Annotated in this window: 14 protein-coding genes and 1 pseudogene; 10 read left to right on the top strand and 5 right to left on the bottom strand. The window is 37.0% G+C overall.

Going from position 1 to position 17,918, the window contains the following annotated elements:
- Window positions 1-83 precede the first annotated feature (83 nt).
- From IR083_RS05225 to IR083_RS05185, 10 genes are all read left to right on the top strand, one after another.
- Complete coding sequence (locus IR083_RS05225) at window positions 84-1,550, top strand: sugar-binding protein (protein WP_194223527.1); 1,467 nt, start codon at window positions 84-86, stop codon at window positions 1,548-1,550.
- Window positions 1,551-1,629: 79 nt separating this feature from the next.
- The gene (locus IR083_RS05220) at window positions 1,630-3,111 is read left to right on the top strand and encodes an RICIN domain-containing protein (RefSeq protein WP_194223526.1); all 1,482 of its coding nucleotides are present in this window, start codon (window positions 1,630-1,632) and stop codon (window positions 3,109-3,111) included.
- 115 nt (window positions 3,112-3,226) lie between these two features.
- Window positions 3,227-5,896, top strand: coding sequence for an FN3 associated domain-containing protein (locus tag IR083_RS24785; protein ID WP_194223525.1), 2,670 nt, complete (start codon window positions 3,227-3,229; stop codon window positions 5,894-5,896).
- A 164-nt stretch (window positions 5,897-6,060) separates the two neighbouring features.
- Window positions 6,061-6,684, top strand: a complete 624-nt coding sequence (locus IR083_RS05210; RefSeq protein WP_194223524.1) for a hypothetical protein — start codon at window positions 6,061-6,063, stop codon at window positions 6,682-6,684.
- Between the two features lie 58 nt (window positions 6,685-6,742).
- Entirely contained in the window at window positions 6,743-7,708 is a 966-nt protein-coding gene (locus IR083_RS05205; protein ID WP_194223523.1) for a hypothetical protein, read from the top strand.
- 451 nt (window positions 7,709-8,159) lie between these two features.
- Complete coding sequence (locus IR083_RS05200) at window positions 8,160-9,617, top strand: DUF4978 domain-containing protein (RefSeq protein WP_194223522.1); 1,458 nt, start codon at window positions 8,160-8,162, stop codon at window positions 9,615-9,617.
- Between the two features lie 275 nt (window positions 9,618-9,892).
- A complete protein-coding gene (locus IR083_RS24450; RefSeq protein ID WP_206759849.1) occupies window positions 9,893-10,198 on the top strand; it encodes a hypothetical protein in 306 nt (101 codons plus the stop codon).
- Window positions 10,186-11,307: a hypothetical protein gene (locus IR083_RS05195; protein WP_194223521.1), complete on the top strand. Its 1,122-nt coding sequence runs from the start codon at window positions 10,186-10,188 to the stop codon at window positions 11,305-11,307. Before IR083_RS24450 ends, IR083_RS05195 begins: the two co-directional genes overlap by 13 nt.
- Window positions 11,308-11,331: 24 nt before the next feature.
- Window positions 11,332-12,477 carry a hypothetical protein gene (locus tag IR083_RS05190; RefSeq protein ID WP_194223520.1) on the top strand — a complete coding sequence of 382 codons (1,146 nt, stop codon included), beginning with the start codon at window positions 11,332-11,334 and terminating at the stop codon, window positions 12,475-12,477.
- Between the two features lie 129 nt (window positions 12,478-12,606).
- On the top strand, window positions 12,607-14,049 hold the full coding sequence (locus IR083_RS05185; RefSeq protein WP_194223519.1) for a hypothetical protein: 1,443 nt from the start codon (window positions 12,607-12,609) through the stop codon (window positions 14,047-14,049).
- Between the two features lie 51 nt (window positions 14,050-14,100).
- Here the strand turns inward: IR083_RS05185 and nhaA are convergent, their stop codons facing one another.
- The 5 genes and pseudogenes from nhaA to IR083_RS05160 all read right to left on the bottom strand — a co-directional run bounded on the left by nhaA (window position 14,101) and on the right by IR083_RS05160 (window position 17,916).
- A complete protein-coding gene (gene nhaA / locus IR083_RS05180) occupies window positions 14,101-15,270 on the bottom strand; it encodes a Na+/H+ antiporter NhaA (RefSeq protein WP_194223518.1) in 1,170 nt (389 codons plus the stop codon).
- Window positions 15,257-15,427: pseudogene (locus IR083_RS05175) on the bottom strand (tRNA pseudouridine(38-40) synthase TruA); the annotation flags it as partial. The pseudogene IR083_RS05175 and the gene nhaA, both read right to left, overlap by 14 nt.
- A 78-nt stretch (window positions 15,428-15,505) precedes the next feature.
- The gene (locus tag IR083_RS05170) at window positions 15,506-17,059 is read right to left on the bottom strand and encodes an OmpH family outer membrane protein (RefSeq protein WP_194223517.1); all 1,554 of its coding nucleotides are present in this window, start codon (window positions 17,057-17,059) and stop codon (window positions 15,506-15,508) included.
- Window positions 17,034-17,459 (bottom strand): ExbD/TolR family protein, encoded by a 426-nt coding sequence (locus IR083_RS05165; RefSeq protein WP_194223516.1) that lies wholly within the window; start codon window positions 17,457-17,459, stop codon window positions 17,034-17,036. The genes IR083_RS05170 and IR083_RS05165 overlap by 26 nt, the downstream gene beginning before the upstream one ends.
- 4 nt (window positions 17,460-17,463) lie before the next feature.
- A complete protein-coding gene (locus IR083_RS05160; RefSeq protein WP_194223515.1) occupies window positions 17,464-17,916 on the bottom strand; it encodes an ExbD/TolR family protein in 453 nt (150 codons plus the stop codon).
- Between the last annotated feature and the right edge of the window lie 2 nt (window positions 17,917-17,918).

The following is a 17,918-nucleotide window of genomic DNA, read 5'->3' as shown; positions in this document are numbered from 1 at the left end:
AAGGTGTTACATAGATTATTGATTATTATGGAGATAATAAAATAAAATTATAAATTTATTAACTTAAAAATAAAATGAATCTCATGAAAAAAAGAATTTTAAAAGCAATACTGTTTAGTGCCGTTTTTGCTACAGTTATTCCCTTAACGACTATAGCGCAAGATAAAGAAGAGTCAAAGAAGGAAAAGATTGTACCCCAGTTGGTAATTAACGGAACTAACAATACTGCAATATTTACAATTGATACCAATGATCTGCCAAATGGCTTACCGGTTCAGATTACTGCCCCGAATGGTTTTTCTGTAACACCGGAAACAATCTCTGCTACTACTAAGAGAACTTCTGTAAAAGTAACTCTGAATAGCACCCAAAGTTATACTGAAGGGCAACTTATTATTCGTAGTGGCGATATCCGTAAACATGTAACTATTGCAGGTTACGGAACTGCTCTTCCGGCAAAAGACTTGAGTAAGTCTCCTGTTTATAAAGGAAATGACGATAAGTTTGAAAAAACAAAGAATGATGGCTTTAACCCGACAAACAAGGGGTATACAATCGAATTCCGTGTCAAGGCAGATGACATGGAGAAAGAATTTAATCCTTATTTTGTTGACGGATATGGAAATGGTTTAAAAGCGAATGTGAATAGTGGTGAAGGACAATATGATACAGGTTTGGCTTTATTTTATGGTAGTGGCAAAAAAAGTATATCAAATCCGGTTACAGCCGTTGAAGGAGGTCGTAGCAGATTCTATAACAATGATGGCTTGGCGCATACTTATCGTTTAGCAGTAACACCAGACCAGCGTCTATTTATTTTCCGCGATGGTTTACCTGTCGATACTGTTCGCTTAGCAGATTATGGTACACAACCCGATTTTGCCACTGGGAACGGGGATCCTGTTGAGAATTTACTAAAAAACCCTGGGTTTGAAGGAGAATATACTTTATATAAAGGAAGTACAGATGGATTGCTTTCAGCTATTGAAGGATGGAATATTGCAATAGCTGACAGATATTGCTCGGAACAATATCTGGTAAAACAAGAGCTGGATAATACACAGGACATCAATAATCATATTCTCAGGTTACGTCCATATAAATGGAATCAAAGCTGGGGCGATCCCCAAATAGTACAAGTCGTAGATGTTGCCCCTAACGAAACGTATACACTTTCAGCATTAGCCCGTGGAGGTATTAGAAAAAAAGAGGGTAAATTAGCGGGCAAGATTGTAATCAGTGAAATGCAGGATCGTGAGAAAAAGGCTGAAGCTCTTATCTCCAGTAATGCATTTGAAACATATTCTATAGATTATACTACTTCGACCGAATGTAAACAACTCCGCATTGTCCTTCATACCGGAGGTAGCGGATGGGGTGAAGATATTAGTCCTTTAGAAATTGACAATATAAAACTTACAGGCGTATCAAGAAAATATACTCCTAAAATTGGATTTGAAAACTTCTCCGCCGATTTGGAATATTTTACATATGACTTGTCCGGAGCATATGCTCCGGTACAGCCCCGACTAAATATCACATTAAATTAGTTTCCATTATTAAATAGTTCAGGAAGGAATTTTATTCGTATTAATTCTCCTGAACTATTTTAATTATACAAAGGACAGAATGAAAAAAACTTTATTTTTTATATTTTTTGCGATAACGTCAATAATAAATGTTCATGCGCAAAACAAGAGCTTCAAACCGGGTGTTGTTTGGAACGATACAAGCGGCTCTCAGATTAACGCACATGGAGGATGTGTCGTTTATAGTAATAATGCTTACTATTGGTTTGGTGAAGATCGTACAGGTATGGTATCAAATGGTGTTAGCTGTTATAAATCGACAGATTTATACAATTGGAAAAGAGTCAGACTGGCAATGGCTACTACCGGGGAAAGAAAGGAAGATATGAATGACATATCACAGGGTCGTTTGTTTGAACGCCCTAAAGTAGTCTATAATAAGACTACAAACAAATGGGTCATGTGGAGCCATTGGGAAACCGGAGAAGGTTATGGTGCAGCCCGTGTATGTGTTGCTGTTAGTGATAATGTCGAAGGTCCATACAATCTATACAAAACATCCCGTCCAAATGGGCAGGAATCAAGAGACCAGACTCTTTTTCTTGATACGGATGGAAAAGCATATCATTTCTGTTCTACAGATATGAATACCAATACTTATATATCACTTTTGCGTGATGATTATTTGGAACCGGCTAAAGAAGACAATATGATATTAAAAGGGATGAAATATGAAGCTGCATCTATTTTCAAGTTTAAGGATATATATTTCGGACTTTTTTCCGGATGTACCGGATGGAATCCTAATCCGGGACACAGCGCTTATACAACCGATATATTAAGTAAATGGCACACCGGATTCAATTTTGCAGTCGATCCGCAAAAACATGTAACATATAGGTCTCAATCTTGCTATGTGTTGAAAGTTGAAGGCAAAGAAAATGCATATATCTATATGGGAGACCGTTGGAATTCGAAAGATGTAGGTAAATCTGATTATGTATGGCTCCCTATCAATATGCGTTCGGGATATCCTACTATCAGGTGGTATGACGAATGGAACTTATCTGTATTTGATGATATGTACCGTTATAAAAGAGCAAAGGAGATAAAGAAGGGCAATGTTTATGCACTTTTAGAAAAACAATCGAACCGTCTAGTTTCTAAACCGGAGAATAAAGGCTTTACCATAGAGGATGATAATGATGATTTGAACCTTAGCTTAGAATTCATTCCGTCCTCAACTCCAACCATATATCAGATAAAAGATACGAAAAGCGGGAAACTCTTATCGTCTGTATTTGGAACTCTACGTTTAAATACTATTACAGGAGACGACTCTCAGCTATGGTTGTTCGAGTCGGTAACAGATGGTTATTACAATATAAAAAATGTGAGAGATGGAAAATATTTGACCGTATCAGGCTCGTCTACCTTTGCAGGTACTGGTCTTTATTTATCAGTACTATCAAATAAATATATGCAAGACTTTGCGGTTTATTTCGATTCAAAAAAATACAAATATGAGGAAGCTGATATATTTTCAAAAGCATATAGGCAAAATCCGAGCAACAGTAAATAGCTACAATTTTTAGTTTTCGCAAAGATGTGATTGGGCCTAATTTATATGCCCACACATCTTTGTTTTTTTGCCACATCATTGAAAAGAGTTTCAATATAACCTAAAATAAATATCAATGTCATTTATACATATAGATACCAAAAGCAAATATACGAACAAATATTATTTGTTAATCTTGGCTTTGTCGCTTTTACTACCAACATTTCCGGTTCTCGCTCAGTCAAATGAAACAATAGTCATAGGAACAGAGATAAATCAATTACCGGCTTTACCTGAAAAAGTAAAGATCAGTTCTACAGAAGTACTTGTTACATGGGAAAAAATCGCCCCTGAACTATTCAAAAAAACATTTGAGAAAGTCATTGTCAAAGGCAAGGCGGATAAAAAGGATATTTCAGCAACGGTGTGGGTTCTACCCGAAAACCTAGTATATCTTATTGACCTAGGAAGGATATCTCCAAATAAATCACAGATTTTCGATGCTGCAAAATCTTTAAGGAAGGAGTTGCTATTAAATGAGCAACCCGATAAAAAATATATATCCGAAACAAATAAATGGGGTTACATTGGCCAAGGTATTTATCTTACTCAAGGGAATGAAGATGATTGGGCCACCTCGTTCATCACAAAGGACAAAGAAAACAAAAATGCCCTTATATACAAATTAACACTACAACCTGGCACTTATAAAATTACAGTGGCTTATGTACCCAGTATAAAACAGTCCTTTGCCAGTTGGCTCAGGGTCAATAATGCCCGCATTAATACCCAATCGGTGGCAACTACAGTTTCTGATGATAAAATACACCCTCCTGTATTTATTTCTCATGACTTGCGGTTAATAAAACCTACAACTATTACATACGAAACCGATAGATTGGCTGGTCAGTTTTGGGAAAATGCCAGCATCAGCCTGATTGCTGTGGAGCAGACGAGTTCAAGCATTGCAGCCCCAAATTATCCATCTGCCGGAGGCAATTTTTGGGATTCACAAAAGCTTACTTTAACTCACAAAGATGCCAATACCGAAATATATTATACTCTTGACGGAAGCAAGCCTGACAAAAATAGCCTTAAATATTCGGCTCCTGTTAAAATAGACAAAACAACCAGAGTTAGCGCGATAGCATATGTGGGTAACGAAAAGAGTAAAGTTGTTACAGCTGATTTCGCGATAAACTTGTGGGCTGTTACAGCGACTTCCTTTAAACTTTTCGGTAAAAATGAAGTTAATAATGTGAAGATAAACTGGATACAAAGAAAGGATGCGGACAAGTATAAAATTTATAGAGATGGTAAATTGATTGGTGAAACCAAAGGAGATACATACGATGACTATGATTTAGCCGCAGACAAGACCTATTCCTATCATGTGGAAGCATATCAGGGCGAATCCAAGATGGCATCTGCCATTTCTCAACAAGCAACTACATTTTCTCCCACCGGAGAAGTGAGTGTTTACGATAATAAAAATGGTAAATATTTATCCGAAAGCAAAATCGAAAAACCAAGCGGGTTTAAAATAGGTAATCTTTATTTTTCTTACAAATGTGAAAAGAATGATGAAAATTGGATTATCTCCGAAAGGTTTTCAAAAACAGGATTGAAAGGTAGTTGGAGCACTCCCCGTAAGTTAGCTTCTTATCCCCCAAACGTAAAATTCGAGGGCATCGGATTCCAATATAACAAAAAGACAAACAAAGTTGTAATTTCTGCTCACTATGAAGATCAGGACGGATATACCGCCGCTAAAATCTATTTAGCTCAAGTTAGTCCTAAAGGAGAACTTGAGATTGGAACAATAGATAGACCTTTGGGATATGACTCGAGAGATCAATCGCTTTTTGTTGATGATGATGGTTCTGCTTATCTTTTGTCTGCAACACGTACAAACAACGATATAAATATATATCGGCTGGATGAATCATGGACAAAGCCAGTATCGCTAATTAATACTATATTCATAGGTCAACACAGAGAAACTCCATCCATTATAAAGAAAGACGGAAAATATTATTTCTTTAGCTCAAAAGCTTCGGGATGGTATCCGAGTCAAGCGATGTATGCCTCTTCTATTGCATTAGATGGAGTATGGACCTCGTTGAGAGAGATCGGAAACAGTTCTACATTCGGAGCTCAATCCAACAGTATATGGAAATATGGTACTAATAAACAAACATTTGGATTATGGAGCTATCATTGGGGTGCACAGTATCGTCACAAAGATCCGGACGGAAATTTTCCGAGAATATCAGACATATCTTTCAACGAAGGTTATGCCTCTATGGATTATTACAGATACCTGGAGTTTCATGACGAATATGGGATTATCCCTGTCCAAAATGGAAAGAATCTGACATTGAATTGTCCTGCGACAGCTACAGTTGCATCATCTAAAGAAGGAAATGCAGCGTGCATAACCGATGGCGCCTCATTAAATTCATCTTGCTATTTCCAAGGAGGTTCCTATCCTTATTCGTTGACAATCGACATGCAAAAGGAAGCAAAGATTTCTGAAATCAACCTATCGACCAAACTGGTCAATGGCTCCGAAACCGCATATCAATATACGATTGAAGGCAGTAGCGACGGAGTAAATTATAAAGTACTTGTAGATGGAAAAGACAACTGGCAGGTTGGATTTCAAATACTTCCAATAGAAGAGCAAGCAAACTATAGATACTTACGACTAAATGTATTCCGTATTATTAATGTACATAACAACAACTCTGCTACATGGGCTGATGGGGTTTATGAGCTTGCTGCTTATGGAACACCTCAATAGGTTGAAATTAACACCAAAACGAAATAGAGAGCGTAATTTAGTCCCTTTGAGCATGAATGGGAAGCCTACCATTGGAGACTTTGACTATCAGAACAAATAAAGTAAAGCCTATAATGCGTTTTGATGAAGAACGAATTTTGATTGTATAATTTAAGACAAATATTATGAGGACAATTATTAAAAGAATAATAGTATTATGCATAGCAATGTGTTTTTCATATGCAACATATGCACAAGAAAGTAAGGATAGTATAGCTGAGTTGAGAGCAGAACTAAAAAGACTAAATGAACCATCTCAGAAGTTAACAAACAAATTAAGAGAAAGAGGAAATTATCTAAAAAAAACGCGTAGCCCTCAACTCAGCGATCCGGAGATGAAGAGACTAAGAAGAGATCATGATAGTATATCTATGAAAAAATATGCTATAAAAAGAGAGATACAGGATATAAGGTTAAATAATCTATTAAAATCGGAAAGGCACCAAGAGGTGTATCGAAGGATTTTAAATGCAAACAATCGTATTCATGCTACTGATATATTGATTAATTATGTCGACTCATTAGATATGGAACATTTAGATAGTCTATTCGTAAAGTATCCAGACTTCAGAGACAGGTATCACTCATCTAGTCCCCCCCCCGCTTATCCGGTTTCACCCACAGTTCTGGAGGCTTATCCTGTTTTTCGTGAAGTAATATATCAGAACTTCAAGTTTGAAGGAGGAAAAGAAAGATATCCCCAATTTATAGAACAAAGTTTAGAAAGAACGAGAAAATCTGACATGTAACTACTATAAGTTGTATTACTGCTAGAGATAGAGGTCTCAATAAAAAAATGAAATGTTTATGAAAAGGATAATATTACTATTTATTATACTATTGGGTATCTTTTCTTGTCATGACAATCAAATAGACAAAGAATTAGAAGATGCAATAAAATCAACAAAAACAATGGGAAGTCCAGGTTCATGCACGTTGGGTATAGGTAGCCTATCTGATTGTTCTTTAAGTTTTGATATCGGTAATGGAAATGATTTTACCGTATATGCTAATGCCGTCCCATCCGATGGTTTTAGAATTTATTCATTTTCCGTTCGTATGATATCCTTGGGTAGCGATGGCGGAGAATGGACTATTAACCATGTTTTTGATTTTGATTCTAATGGAGATTACTCTGAAGAATTTAATATGTACAGAGGAGGAAAGTACAAGTTGATAGGTGTTGTTTCTTTTCAAAATATTGAAGATGAAAATGAAATAAAAGAAGTTGAAACAGATGAAGTTATTTTAAGAGTAGATTATCCCGATAGAGACACAGTTGAAGAATGGGTTAAGTACGATATGGACGACGTATGGGACACATCGATTAGTATAGGCAATCAGAACGAACGGCGCGAATTTGGTTTTTTGATATATATGACAAATGACCCAGGATACCCCGGGATACTAATAGAAAAAGGAGAAACTTTACAGGGAGATACTAATGACTGCCCAACGGATGGAGAACTTACTTATAATCTGAATTTCACTTTTACAGAATATGCATTATCAGATATTGACCCAACACAGGAGGGTGCAAAATACGTTGTAGGAATATTTCATACCCATCCTCCATTAACGCAATGTGATTCAAATGTAAAGAGAAAAGATGGAGTGGGACCTTCTATTCCCGATAAATCTTTCATTAACACTATGGACCCTTATGTGCCGGCATTTGTTTATGATTATTCAGAAGATATAAAAGGCGGACATAGCGCCGATGCGGAAGCAAAAATTTATCCGTATGGACCAGATAGGAGAAAGGATTTTTAACTAAATAGATTATTATATTTAAGTCTAAATTTATATAAGTATTGCAAGAAATAAAACGAGAAAAAGAAGACAAAGTTTTGATTAAGAGAAATCAAATTTATATATTCAATAAATCAGCGATGGATGTTCCTACATACATAATTCTAATAAAAAACAAAATGAAAAGACTAACACTTATATTGATATCTGTATTTCTTTTCGGATTACAAGGTTATTCATAGAAAAATGCGATTGAAAACCTTGTCGATGGTACGGAAAACTGGCAAGTAGGATTTCAGATTTTGTCCATCAACGATAAGTCCGATTACAGATACCTACGTCTGAATGTATTACTGGTTATTAATGTTCATAATAACAATTCCGCGACATAGGCAGAAGGATTTATGAGTTTACAGCTTATGGTAACCTTCAATAATAGGAATTTTATAGTATTTATAAATATCAAGCTAAAATGAAAAGAATTTTCTCATATCTGTTTATTGCTCTATCATCAATAAACATAACACATTCCCAAGAGCTGGTTTCTTGGGTAGATACATCACTCGATGGTTCTGAAAAATATGTGCTTCGTGTGGACGGGAAAACGTTCTACATGACCAGCATACAAATACGCTTAGACAAGCTTAAGGGTTATTTGGGTTGGGGCGATACCGCTCTCGAAGCGGTAGTTAAACAAGCATCCGATGATGGATTCAATTCTGTTTCCATCCCAATATGCTGGCGTGATGTTGAGCCCGAAAAGGATAAATTCGATTGGACTACATTAGACAAATATATGGGGTGGTGCAAAAAGTATAACCTTAAAATGGAACTGCTATGGTTTAGTTGGAGTAGCGGCGGACGCATACAATGGCTGACAAAGAATAATAAGACTTCCGTAAAGGAAATACGTGTGCCGGACTATGTTTGCTCAAAAGAAGGAACAAGTGAATTTAAGGTGGTTAGAAATACCGATCCTTGGACCTTAGACTGGTATGATGAGAATCTGCGTAATCGGGAGAGATATGTCGTAGAAAGAATAATGGAACATCTTGCTGAATGGAATGATAGAAATGAAAAGACCAATACTGTAATTGGCATACAACTCGGCAATGAACCTCATGGACACGAAATAACAATCTCTCCCACTCACATTATCGAATATTTCCATCATGTGGGTGCAGCAGTCAAAGATTCGAAATATAAAGTTTGGACCCGAGTGAATTGTGTAAGTTGGATGACTCCCAACTACATAAAGGCTAATGAAAAAAAACGAACCAATGGAGGAACCAATATCGATTTTGTAGGCATAGATGTCTATGGGACTACTCCTCAAGCCGTGAGAGGGAACTTCAATGGTCAGATGCCCGCAATAGGAAAAAACTATAACATGATAATGGAGATTGACGCTAAAGATGCCAAAGTTCCGATCTACCAGATAGCTGCTTTGTCCGGAAATAAAGCGTTCAACTATTACAATATGGCTGCAGTGGACGGAAACGACTTATATACAAATAAAGACACTGTATTGATAGAAAGACCCCATGTTCAGGATGTGCGAAAAAGAAATAAAATCCTGAATATGGCTAATCAGGATATAGCCACAAAAGCACATAAAAAGGGACTGTATGTTTATAACTACGATGGGAATATTGTAATCAAAGAAGAAGAGGGGATTGACGGCATTAGCTTCATGGCTCCCTTCTCACGTGCACAAGCTATTGGTATCCGCCGTAGTGAGTCGGAGTATGTATTGTTATCCACAGAAACGGGACAATTTACTATCCCCGATTCTTTAAAAATTATTTCTGCGAGTTCAGGATATTTTAATAAAGAGAATAAATGGGTAAAAGAAGAGAATATCCCGATTAGCAATAACAAAATTAATATGTCTGCAACATCGGCAATACAAATAATAATACAGAAATAGATTTTTAACTATGAGAAATAAAAAAGTGGAGAACGTAGAGAATGTTAAGGAGGAGATAATATTATTTATGCAGAATAAAATGTTTATTAGAGACGAATAAGTTTGTATTCTATACAATATGTATTATAGCTAAACTCCAAGAGGCCTTAAAAATATGAAAAAATGATCTCTCGTTTAGTTCAACTTTCGTCAAATTATTACTCCTCTTTTTTACATTTATATATAATATTGTTCGAAATTATTAAAAGTCCATATCTTAAATATGATAATACTAAATGGAAAAGTTTAAAAACAAATATGTCATAATATTTATCATATATTTACTTTACAATATTTGCAACTTTTCGTCTTTGATTGCACAAAATGATCATGGAATTGATACTGATTGGTATATAAAATCCAGTGATACCTTCCTCATTAGCTCATCGTCTCAATTAAGAGGACTCAGTAAACTTGTAATAAAAGGAAACAATTTCAAAGGCAAAAAAATAAAGTTAGAGAAAGACATTTTTCTTAATGATACTATCGGTTGGCAAAATGGGGAGAGAGGAACAAATATTCGAACACAATGGATACCTTAGGCACAAAAAAAACTCCGTTCAATGGTACTTTCGACGGACAGAATTTCAGCATATATGGCTTGTATATAGACAATGAAACCAATGGTTTTTATCAAGGGCTTTTTGGCTGTATAAAAGGTGCCAATATTTGTAATTTAAGCATAAAGAAATCCTGTATAAAAGCCTTTAATACTGTGGGTGCTATTGTTGGAGCAGCAACGGATAAAAGTACTCTATTCAATTGCCATAATTATGCTACTGTAAGTGGAAGAAGAAATAATATCGGTGGATTGATCGGGGTATCAGCAGAAGACAATACTTACATAGACTGTTCAAACTACGGCGAAATATCGGGGCTGCATAGGATAGGTGGAATCATTGGTTCCTCATTGGGGAAAATAGCAATATACAACTGCTATAATAATGGTCATGTTTATGGCACTTATGATGATATTGGAGGTATTTTAGGATATATGACAATAAGAGAGAAGTGGACATATACATTAATCAATTGTTTCAATAATGGACAAATAAAAGGACGGACCTATGTCAGTGGAATTATTGGCGGAATCGGAGGTGATTATATTCTAGGAGTAATCCCAGATCCTCCAATGCCTATGGATTTTCAATCTATAGAAAGCACAGATGAAACTCCTGTAAGATTTTCTTCATCAAGCATTCCTGTAAAAATTAACACTGACACATCTTCTGGAGGAAAAAATTCATCTATAGAAGAGGCAAAGCGTACTCCAACAAAGATTTATTTCTCAAATCTCTATAATTCGGGTAGAATAGAAAGTAAGTATGTATCACATACCGATGGGTTAGTTGGCAGATATGAAATGGAAATCATCCCTGCTGGAATAAAAAAATATGGAGGTAATTGCTTTTGGAATATTGATAAATGTACAATTACAGATAAAACGGAGCAATGGCAAGAATTCGTGGAATCACCAGACAATATCGCAAGTTTGTCAGATGAATTTATGAAATCTATTGACTTTGTGAAGTCTCTCAATGATTGGATCGATAAGCATAAGAGTAAATATAAATATGAGTTGAAATATTGGACTAGTGATACTCTAAGAATTAATGAGGGCTATCCTATATTTGAAAATATAAAAAAATGATTAGCGTTAAAAAAATAGAAATCCATGAGAAAATATATCCTGCTCGCTATGCTGATTGCCAGTTTTACTCTTCATGCCCAAGAGAACTCTTTATTAATAGATACTTTGTACAACCGGATTGCCCGTCAATTAACCCTTTATCCTCAGGAGAAATTACATCTTCATATAGACAAATCTGTTTATCGTCCCGGAGATACACTATGGCTACAACCTTACATTGTCCACTCAGTATTCCATATACCTTATGCTGAAAGCCGCTATGTATATACAGAACTGATTAATCCTTTCGATTCTGTTATATACAGGGCAAAAGTCAGAATGACTGATAGTATATTAGGCGGATATATTCCCATTCCCATGAATATAGAGAACGGTAATTATGCATTGCAGGCCTATACGCGTCATATGGAAAATCTTGGCAAAGATTACTTTTTCAGGAGAGGCATTAAAATTTATTCGACAGATATGTCCCGATTGAAAACTTATATGCGGACACAACTTGAGAGCGAAAATAAAAGTAAGATTTCTCTGAAGTTTACAGATAATTTATTTCGTACAATAACACCTTTGAATGCTAGCTTAAAACTTAAAGATTCGAATACAAAGCAATTAAAAATTGATGAAGACAGAAGTATTCTGATTGATCTTGACATGAATGATAGATTAAAAAATAAATCCATGAAGATTAATTTCTCCGATCAATCGGGATATTCATATTCTACTTTTTTACCTGTAACGACAGATAAACAGGATTATGATGTATCCTTCTTCCCAGAAGGAGGATACCTTATCAATGGTGCACCTTGCAAGATGGCATTTAAAGCATTGGGGATAAATGGACATAGTGTAGATATTAGAATAAATATAATAGATAGCACAGGGGATATCCTTGCATCCGACTCTACTATTCACGAAGGAATGGGAATTGTAGAATTTATTCCACAGCAAAATCAAAAGTATCAGGCACACTGCACAAATAAATTCAATATAACCCGCATTTATAATATTACTACAGAAGTTACAGAAGCTGGTCTTAGGGTAGATGTGGAAGAAGACTCTTATAAAATAACATTACAAAGACCTTCTGATGCATTGAATAATCCATATTATTTTATAGCTCATGTAAGAGGCGCTATAATATATGCAGACTGGTGGATTCATCAAGACTAGCATCTATATTTTAAAAAGGAGATTTTTCCCGAAGGGGTAATCCAATTCCTTCTTCTTGACAAAGATCTTAATACACTGGCGGAAAGACTGACTTTCCATTATAATAATACCCATAATTATACTTGTAAAATGCAACCAGATGAAGTATCTTACGATAAAAGACAAAAAGTAAATATACTTATAGATATGAGAGATAATAACAATAAGCCATTAGAAGGCAATTTCTCCATTTCGGTTACAGATGATTATTATATTCCCGCCGACACATCCCGCAATATACTTACAACCCTGCTACTTACCTCCGAACTGAAAGGATATGTAAACAACCCTTGGTATTATTTCCGTAATGAACCACAAACCCCGGCTGCGTTGGACTTACTGATGATGACGCATGGATGGAGACGTTACAATATACCTGGGATTATAAAAAATAATTATAAAATGCCGATTCTCGATTTTGAAAGATATATGCAAATTACAGGGAAAGCTTTTGATAAGTTCATTTTCGCTAAAAAGAAAAAATATAGGATCAGTGTGTCCGGCGTAAATAACAAATACGATAAGAGGATATATACAAATAAGAATGGCTATTTTGCGGCTGATAGTATTGAGTTTGAAAATGGCACAGGTTTTAGACTCAGAGCATTTGATGAGAAGGCAGCTTGGCATGACCAATCACAACAAATAAGAATCGAAAAAGAAAACTTTCCTGAAGTCCGAGTTTTTGTAATACAAGAAAAAATCACAGAAAATAGTGCTATAGATGTAATACCACAGGAATATAATTTATCGATAACGGGCAATACCTATCAATTAAAACCGGTTGTGGTTACAGCCTCTTATTTAGGAACGATGGATTATTCCAGATACAATATTGAAGATATCCATAAGGATATTCAGGTGCGCACATTTGAAGATTTGCTGGAGCATTTGGGAATTAACAAATGGTCATTAGAGCACCATGGCTCTTCAGTGATTGCATATATAGACGGCAGATGGATTCCTCTCGACGAAGCAATGGTATTTTTGAAATTGCATAACATAAAGGGCATTCTTTTTATAAAAGACATGAGTAGTGAAACCGCCAATGATTTATTATATGGAATTTATCATACAAAATTCACAAAAAGGTTGAACCCTGCTTACGGAGCTATTGCTGGAATATTTACAGTTCCTTTTTTAGATATAACAACAAATGATGAATTTGATTCAAGACAGCTATATAGAAACTTTAATGAAGATGAGCGTTTTACAGAAATTTATCAAAGACGTGTCATGTATGGACAAAACAGGCAATACGAAAAAAACAGAGATGTCATTTACCCTCTCGGCTATCAGGTTCCAGTGGAATATTATGCACCAAAGTATGAAACTAAACAAGCACAGGACAATGAAATTCCTGATAGCAGAACAACTATCCATTGGCAAACAGGATTAAGACCTGATAAAAATGGGCAGATGCCCTTTTCTTTCTATACTGCTGACACCTCTTCTGAGTACACAATAGTGATGGAAGGTGTTTCCAATACAGGAAAAATAATATACGAAACAAAGAAGATAAAAGTAAAATAGTTTTTAAAATATATGCCTATTATAACTTATTTAAGGCCAGCTTATTGTTTGTCATTGATTTCTAATGTTATTTTTTAATATGAAATTTAGCCAAATACAACCAATAACTCCTGATGCCAGAGAAGCCAGTAATATCATCAGTTTCGACTCATTGATATAGTGCGCATTTCCTTTGAATGCCAGCAAAGTAATAAAGATAGACATCGTGAATCCTATGCCGCCCAGCATACCTGCTCCCAGCAATGCTTTCCAGTGCACACCTCTGGGAAGCGCGCATAAGCCTGTTTTCACCGAGATAAAGCTGAGTAACGTTATGCCTAAAGGCTTACCGACAATCAGGCCTAGGAGAATACCCATTGCGAACGGCTCTCCTACCGACTGGTCCCAGTTACCCTCTATTACCATGGCTGTATTCGCCAAAGCGAATATAGGCAATACAATAAACGCGACCGGATAGTGTAAAGCATGCTGCATCCTGTTGGACAAGTATTTCGCGTCCCCTCTCCTGAAAGGAATTGTTATCGCGAGCAATACCCCTGCAATAGTCGCATGCACACCCGAGTGAAGCATACAATACCACATAATGACACCGCCTATAAGATAAGGGATAAGATTGGTTACTTTGAATTTCTTATTCAGAATGAGCAATAACACAAACATGCCCAATGCGATAATCAGGTACACCCACGCCAGTGATGTTGTGTAAAATATAGCGATAACAATGATAGCGCCCAGATCGTCGATAACTGCCAGAGCAGTAAGAAATACTTTCAGCGAAACAGGTACGCGGTTACCAAGCAAAGACAGTACACCAAGAGCGAAAGCAATATCCGTTGCCATAGGTATGCCAAATCCGGCGTGTGTATGCGTTCCGAAGTTGAGGGACATATATATTGCTGCGGGGATCAACATCCCTCCCAATGCCCCCGAAATAGGCAGCATGGCCCTTTTTATATTCGACAACTCACCTTCATAAATTTCCTGGATCAGTTCCAATCCTACCAAAAGGAAGAAGATAGCCATCAATCCGTCGTTTATCCATTCTGCGACAGTATGGCTGCCTGCATGAAAATCCCATATCCCGCGATAACCTTCCCCTATACTGGAGTTGGCTAACAGTATCGATATTAATGTGCATACGATGAGAGTAAGTCCTCCCGACTTCTCACTCTCCATAAATCTACGCAGTGTTCTGCCACTTAAAAGGTTAGATATCCTCATCGTTGTTAAATATATCGTTATTATATTCTATTTCTTCCAGAAAGAGGGCATGTCCCGGAACAGAAGTCCCGGCTTTACACCTGTCTTTAGCTTCAATAATGCGCCGGAAATCATCTGTGGTTATCTTTCCCCGTCCGGCTTCAAGCGGTGTTCCCATACTACGCAAATGGTGCGATTGCCCTGAATCCTATCGTTTTTTATATAACTTAAATCTTGTTTATGACACTTTTCATCTTTACTTATTGACAGAAGTGTTCTCCGGAATAATTAAGAAACTGAATCCTGTAGGCCCATCTCCATTTTCTAACCGGATAAGAACCGTATTCCATCCTTGCCGAAAATCGAAAGATGTAATATGCTCATCAATATTATACCAACTAGATCCTCTATCCTGCCAAACATCTTTACCATTAATCCATACCCGTCCGCTATCGTCTGTTCCTATTGCAACCAACATAGCCGTTGTTTCATCAAAATAAAGCTCTGTATAGGCATAATATGTAGAATGATTTGTAGTAACAGGAACTGTATTGTGCATGGACTCACTTTGTTTAAATTGCCATCTCAACATCCCGTCCAGATAAACCTGATTCCCTACAACTTCAAGAGGATGGGAATCTGTCTCTGCAATTCCTAATCCTTTTTGTCCATCAGTATATACAGCATCAAAGTCTACGGATATTTCGGGTGGATGGATGATAGCGAAATCATCGTGGCCAAAATTCTCCCATGGCCCTATCATATACCACGTGTTAATGTACAGCCAGCCTTTGCGTTCCACATTCTTTGAAAAACGACGCCCAGGCAGAGCTTGTGCTGTGACCATAGCTTGATTAAGGCGAGCCCCTTGATAATGATTTAAACGTCTGGAACTTCCGCTTCCTGCCTCAACACCACCTTGTCCTCCGTCACCATTTCCGGATCCGTCTCCGGGACCATTGGAACCGCTTGGTTTGCCGGCCCCGTCAGCCCCACCGTGTTTGCCGGATCTACTACCTGCAGAAGGAATTCCAAACAAACCCTCTAACCGGGCACCGGCTAATCCGGCCTGACGTGATGCTTCTCCGAGTAATCCCCTGTAGCTATTTAAGTCGGCTGTGTTCTTTATTTCTAATCCCCCACTGGCATTACTGCTTAAGGAACGATCCCATTCTTCCCCGTTTTTCTGGTTACGGATCAGTTCTTCAAAATCGAGCATGCGTGTTGATCCTGTCTTTAAAGAATTATAGACCTCTGGAAAGGAGAGGCCTTTTGCAAGTGTTTGTTTAGCTGCATTAACGGCAATATGGTTTTGCTGGATATCCAACTCATATTCCCTTAATAACCCATACAGTTCGTCTATGGAAGGGTTTGTTCTCAAAGCGTTTTTATCTGGCTGGAGGATACTCCTAGCCATGGATGTATTGTTCGCATCGCGAGGTGCAGAAGGAGGTAATTTCCTGTTTTCAACCTTTATCAAAAGCTCATCTTTTTGCTGCCTCATCTTATTTGACATTTCTTCAAATTTCTTCAGACGATTGGTCAGGTCTTTTCTTGCCAATACCTCTGATTGCCTTACCAGTTGCCTGGCATAATCCGGAGGGAGAGGCCGTTGCGATTGTTCCTGCTTGTCCTGCTTCTTGACTTCTCTTACGGGTGCTTGTTTCTCCTTTTCTTTCAAGGAAGTTTGGTTTTGGTCTGATGCCGGAGAACATATGAAAAACAGAACGATACCCGCACATATGATCGAAGCAATCAGCCAGGACAATATTTTAGTTAATAAACTAGTTTTTGTTGTAGCTTTCATCATAAGTCCGTATTCCGATATTACTTAAATTATAAAACTGACAGGCATCCATAACCTCTACAAAACGGCCAAACGGAGCATCTTTGTCCATATCTACCCTTATTCTGCGATCCGGTTGAGAAATACTTGTAGCACGTAATTGCTCCATCAGGAAATTAGCAGAACAAGGCTGCCCGTCCCAATAGAGACTTCCATTATTATCAAGCCCGACAATAGCTTGCTTATCATCAGGTTTCATCTTTACCGCAGCTTCCGAAACTGGAAGATCGACATCAATGTCCTTGCTTTTAACTTTTGTCATGGAAGACACAAGGAAAAATATCAGCAATAAAAACACGCAATCAATCAGAGGCGACATGGATACTTCCGGTTCATCCTCGCTGTCAAATATAGGTAGTCTCATTTCTTTAATATTTATATGGTTTGCCGCCCAATCTTACTCGTGTTCGGGTAAACCCTTGTAATTGGCATCTGTCAAATATTTCAATAACAGTTTTTACCGGTACAGTCCGGTAGGCTGCAATTTCAATATTAATGCCCGTACCTTGTTTGCTTCTTATATTATCCAGAAAAGAGGCCAGGTCATTGACTGGAACATAATAATTTTCACCTGTGTATGCATCATGCTTTATAACGTGATAAATCCGTTTTTTATCATCCACAGATATTATTACAGCATTATCTATATTCTTGGTCGTGGACAGACTTGATGTCATAGCCGGCAACGAAAGGGGAATTTGCATCTCGGATTTTTTCATCATAGTTGTCACCAAAAAGAAAATTAATAAGAGGAAAACGCAGTCTATCAAAGGCGACATCTGTATTTCCACCTTTTCTTCATCGTCAATAGGCAGTCTCATAT

The organism is Dysgonomonas sp. GY75 (genome assembly GCF_015234155.1).
Lineage (GTDB): Bacteria > Bacteroidota > Bacteroidia > Bacteroidales > Dysgonomonadaceae > Dysgonomonas > Dysgonomonas gadei.
This window is presented reverse-complemented; position numbering and strand designations above follow the sequence as displayed.